We start from the raw sequence: 4,118 nt of genomic DNA on the forward strand, positions 1-4,118 counted from the left end.
CAGGCCCGGTCCTGCAATTCTGCGTTTTGGTTGGCCACCCGGTCCACCAGGACCTCTGCTACCACCGCCGCCTCGCTTATTTCTGTCATCGCCACCATCAGCTTTCTTTTCAAACCTTGCTGCTTTTGCTTCTGCTGATTCTTCTACATCGCTGTGTTCATCTTCATTATCTTTATCGCTCTGGCGCTCCTTCAAACCCTCAGCAATAGCCGCAGTTAAATAATTTACAATAATTGAAATCGATTTTGTAGCATCGTCGTTGGCAGGAATAGCAAAGTCAACTTTATTAGGATCGCAGTTGGTATCTACCATACCAAAAGTACTGATGCCTAATTTTTTTGCTTCGGCCATAGCAATGTGCTCGTGCCCTATATCAACCAAAAATAAAGCAGAAGGTACACGGCTTATTGCAGCAATACCACCTAAAACTTTTTCCAGTTTTTCTTTATCACGGCTTAATGTTAAGCGTTCTTTTTTAGTAAGATTTTCTGCACTGCCGTCGTTAAGCATTTTTTCGATGCTCTGCATTTTTTTAACGCTTTTACGGATAGTGTTGAAGTTGGTTAACATACCACCTAACCAACGTTCGGTTACGTAAGGCATATTTACTTTTCTTGCACATTCGCTAACAATTTCTTTAGCCTGCTTTTTAGTGGCTACAAACATTATTTTTTTACCGCTGCGTGCAATGGCTTTTAATGCCGCTGCAGATTCCTGTAAACCTTCAACAGTTTTGTTAAGGTCAATAATGTGAATACCTTTCTTTTCGGCAAAGATGAAAGGGAGCATTTTTGGATTCCATTTCTTTTTTAAATGGCCAAAGTGAACACCTGCTTCGAGTAACTGTTGTTGTAAGGAAGTATTTTCCATTATTTATAAATTGATAATTATGTAATTGATAATTGATAATGTTTAAAATCCGGCAATGTATTCTTAAATGAAATACTTAGCATAATCAAAACAATATTCTTTGCTAAGGTCTTCTCCTTTTCCCCCTTTAGGGGATAGGGGTTTAACGCTTGCTGAACTGGAAGCTTCTTCTTGCTTTTTTGCGACCTGGTTTTTTACGCTCAACAGAACGTGGGTCACGCTTTAGCAAACCGGCTGCTTTTAATGCCGGACGAAAATCGGCACTTACTTCAAGCAAGGCACGGCTAATGCCCAGCTTTGCAGCTTCGGCCTGGCCTTTAACACCACCGCCGGTAGCATTAATTACCACATCGTACTTATCACTTGCTTCAATAGTTTTTAAAGGCGCTTCTACCTGGTTTTGTAAATACACCAGCGGGAAGTAGGCTTTATAGTCTTTGCCGTTAACTGTAATTTTGCCTTCTCCTTTACTAAGGAAAACACGTGTTACAGCTTCTTTTCTGCGGCCGACTGCGTTTTTTTGCTTTTCCATTTTTAATATATTTCAATCATCCCCCTTTAGGGGATAGGGGTTTAAAATTTTAATTCTTTTGGTTGTTGTGCACCATGCGGATGATCGGCACCCTGGTAAACAAATAATTTTTTGTACATCTGGCGGCCTAAACGGTTTTTAGGCAACATACCTTTTACGGCTCTTTCAATAAGTACTTCGGGCCTGCGCTTTTGCAAATCCTTAGCTACTTCTTCTTTACGTCCGCCGGGGTAACCGGTGTAGTGATCATATAATTTTTCATCCATTTTGTTACCGCTCAATTTTACTTTTTCGCAGTTAGTAACAATGATAAAATCACCACAGTCAACGTGTGGGGTGTAATAGGCTTTGTTCTTACCTCTGAGAACAGCCGCAATTCTGGCACACATACGACCAACGGTTTGATTAGTACCATCCACAACGTACCAATTGTGTTTTACGGTAGCCTCGTTCGCATGCTTTGTTGTAAAATGTAATTTGCTCATCTTTTTCTTTTTTTGCTTCTGGCTGATTTTTTTATTTAGGAGAGAAGCGATTTTTAATAATCAGGGTTTCCGCCATCCCGGTGGCCCTGCCCTTAAAACTGCAGCAAAATTGCTGTTGCTTTTTTGGGACGGCGAAGGTAAGCCTGTTTAGGTTTCATTTCCAAACAAATGGGGAAATATTTTTTACAGGAGCTTTGTAAAGCGTTGGTTTACAGTAAAATTTTTGACTGCTAATTTAATTGCTGGTGTGGGTTGTGGTTGGAAAGCAGTTTTTTAAAGCTGTTTTATGCGATTTTTCTTTGTATTTATCATAATGCAAAAAAGCATGGACTCTGATGAAGTCACTATGGCGTTGCTATGGGATCTTTATGGAGTTGGTATGATTGGGCACGCAGAGAAGCAGAGGACGCAGGGTTGAAAAGGGAAGTGTTTAACAGGTTTTTTAAGATGATGATTTAAAAATAAAAATTTTACTTAAAATTTTCATGGTTAATGAATTTATTAATTTGGTCAATTAATTGACTGAATTTACGTGAATTCGGCTAAAATACCCATTACATTTAATGCAACCTATCCAAATGCCGGGTTAACAATAATTAATAAAGGCAATTTTTGGGATTGTATAAAATAATTGCCCTGCACTTAAGAACTACTTTGCACCAACTAATCCATTCCATCTTGCAGAGTTGAATCTTTTAAGCACAATGACATGCACAAAGTGGGCAACCCATTTAAACACGGTTTAATTACCATATTTGAAAAACACTTATCCCACTGCATGATTAGTAAAGAAACTGCTTATAAAATTATTGAAGAGCTTGTGGTAAGGTTTGAAGAACAAATTGTTTCTTACGAAAAAGCCGAGTACAACGAAACGCAAACCCGCCGTGATTTTATTGATCCGTTTTTTAAAGCACATCAAAATATTAAAATTAACAAGTAATAAAATCCTAATTTCAAATATATTTACCCTTTCAATATTTTACTTTGATATGGAAGTCCTCACAATAGAAGAATTAAAAGAAACTATCAGTGTATTTAGTTCGACACAATGTGATTTCTTATCTGAAAATTGCATAGTAGCTCTTGAGAAAAATAATCATATTTCTGGATGTAAACTAAATGTTACTGGTGATAATGTAAGAAGTTTCAACTTGAACTGGAGTAATAAGATTAATACAGCTGGCTATAGAGAATCTAAAAAGATAATTGAGCATGCTGCTGAAACCATCTCGTTCTTTTTGTGTACAAAGTTTACTAACTACACGGTTATAGAAGAAGCGGTTATTGGAACTGGGATAGATTACTGGCTTGGTTATAATGAACTACACCAACTGTATAATCCTAAAAATTTTCTCCAGGCACGGCTTGAAATTTCCGGTATTGAAAAAGAAACACCTACAAATTCTCTGGAAAAGCGAGTGAAAGGAAAAAAACAGCAATCAAAGGCAAGCGATTATTCCAAATTACCTGCATACATTTCAGTTGTTGAATTTTCAACCCCTAAAGCTTTTTTTGGAAAAAGATGAACGACATTAAACAATTACACAGACAAGCAATAGAGTTAGCAAAAAAAGCTAATGAAGCCCTTCAATATAAAAGTATTGATGAGTATATAAATTATGCGCAACAGGCGTTAGAACTTGAAAGAAAAGCTGCCTTTGAACTGATCGGTGATTTTGATGCGGAACCTACAAGATCTGTTTTATTTAGAAGTGCAGCAACTATCGCCAATAATTTAGGAAAATATGAAGAAGCTAAACAATTAATTTATTTAGGTTTATCTGGTACTCCTTATTTAGAACTAAAGGAAGAATTAGAAATTCTTTTAGAAAAGGCAGATGCCGCTATTCTTGCAAAATTACCTAAGGCGGAGGCTATAGAAAATGCCTATATGGAATTTTTGAAAACCAAGGCAATTAACTTAAAAATAGAACCTAAAGAGAATAAATATTCAAAAGCTATTGTTGTAGATTATATAATTGATTTCTTAAAAAATATTCAGAATTCATTTTCGAGCTTTTCAGAAGTTAATTTTAGGAAAATATTTTTTTTAGAAGATGAGCAGAATTTTGAGAAACTTTTGAGGAATTTTAAGCAGGATTCAAAAACATTATGTGTCGATCTACAATTTCAAAGCTTCGGAGTAAGTATTGTTGCAGATACTGCAATTATGAACCATAGTGAGATTATTTCAGAAAAATTTAAAGATTTTAAAATATTTTCAATAT

Annotated in this window: 6 protein-coding genes; 3 read left to right on the forward strand and 3 right to left on the reverse strand. The window is 36.1% G+C overall.

Annotation, left to right across the window (positions count from 1 at the left end; translation table 11 throughout):
* From rpsB to rplM, 3 genes are all read right to left on the reverse strand, one after another.
* Positions 1 to 870: 30S ribosomal protein S2 (gene rpsB, locus ACY65O_RS15100; RefSeq protein ID WP_462221691.1), on the reverse strand; the 870-nt coding region annotated here is incomplete at its 3' end.
* Positions 871 to 1,012: 142 nt separating this feature from the next.
* Complete coding sequence (gene rpsI, locus ACY65O_RS15105; protein WP_462221692.1) at positions 1,013 to 1,402, reverse strand: 30S ribosomal protein S9; 390 nt, start codon at positions 1,400 to 1,402, stop codon at positions 1,013 to 1,015.
* 41 nt (positions 1,403 to 1,443) lie between these two features.
* Positions 1,444 to 1,887: a 50S ribosomal protein L13 gene (rplM, locus tag ACY65O_RS15110; RefSeq protein ID WP_462221693.1), complete on the reverse strand. Its 444-nt coding sequence runs from the start codon at positions 1,885 to 1,887 to the stop codon at positions 1,444 to 1,446.
* 778 nt (positions 1,888 to 2,665) lie between these two features.
* On the opposite strand from rplM, the gene ACY65O_RS15115 reads away from it, so the two are divergent.
* From ACY65O_RS15115 to ACY65O_RS15125, 3 genes are all read left to right on the forward strand, one after another.
* Positions 2,666 to 2,830 (forward strand): hypothetical protein, encoded by a 165-nt coding sequence (locus tag ACY65O_RS15115; RefSeq protein WP_462221694.1) that lies wholly within the window; start codon positions 2,666 to 2,668, stop codon positions 2,828 to 2,830.
* 49 nt (positions 2,831 to 2,879) lie between these two features.
* Entirely contained in the window at positions 2,880 to 3,416 is a 537-nt protein-coding gene (locus ACY65O_RS15120) for a hypothetical protein (RefSeq protein WP_462221695.1), read from the forward strand.
* Positions 3,413 to 4,118: hypothetical protein (locus tag ACY65O_RS15125; protein ID WP_462221696.1), on the forward strand; the 706-nt coding region annotated here is incomplete at its 3' end. The genes ACY65O_RS15120 and ACY65O_RS15125, both read left to right, overlap by 4 nt.

Source organism: Ferruginibacter sp. (assembly GCF_031430955.1).
In the GTDB taxonomy this organism is placed as follows: domain Bacteria; phylum Bacteroidota; class Bacteroidia; order Chitinophagales; family Chitinophagaceae; genus Ferruginibacter.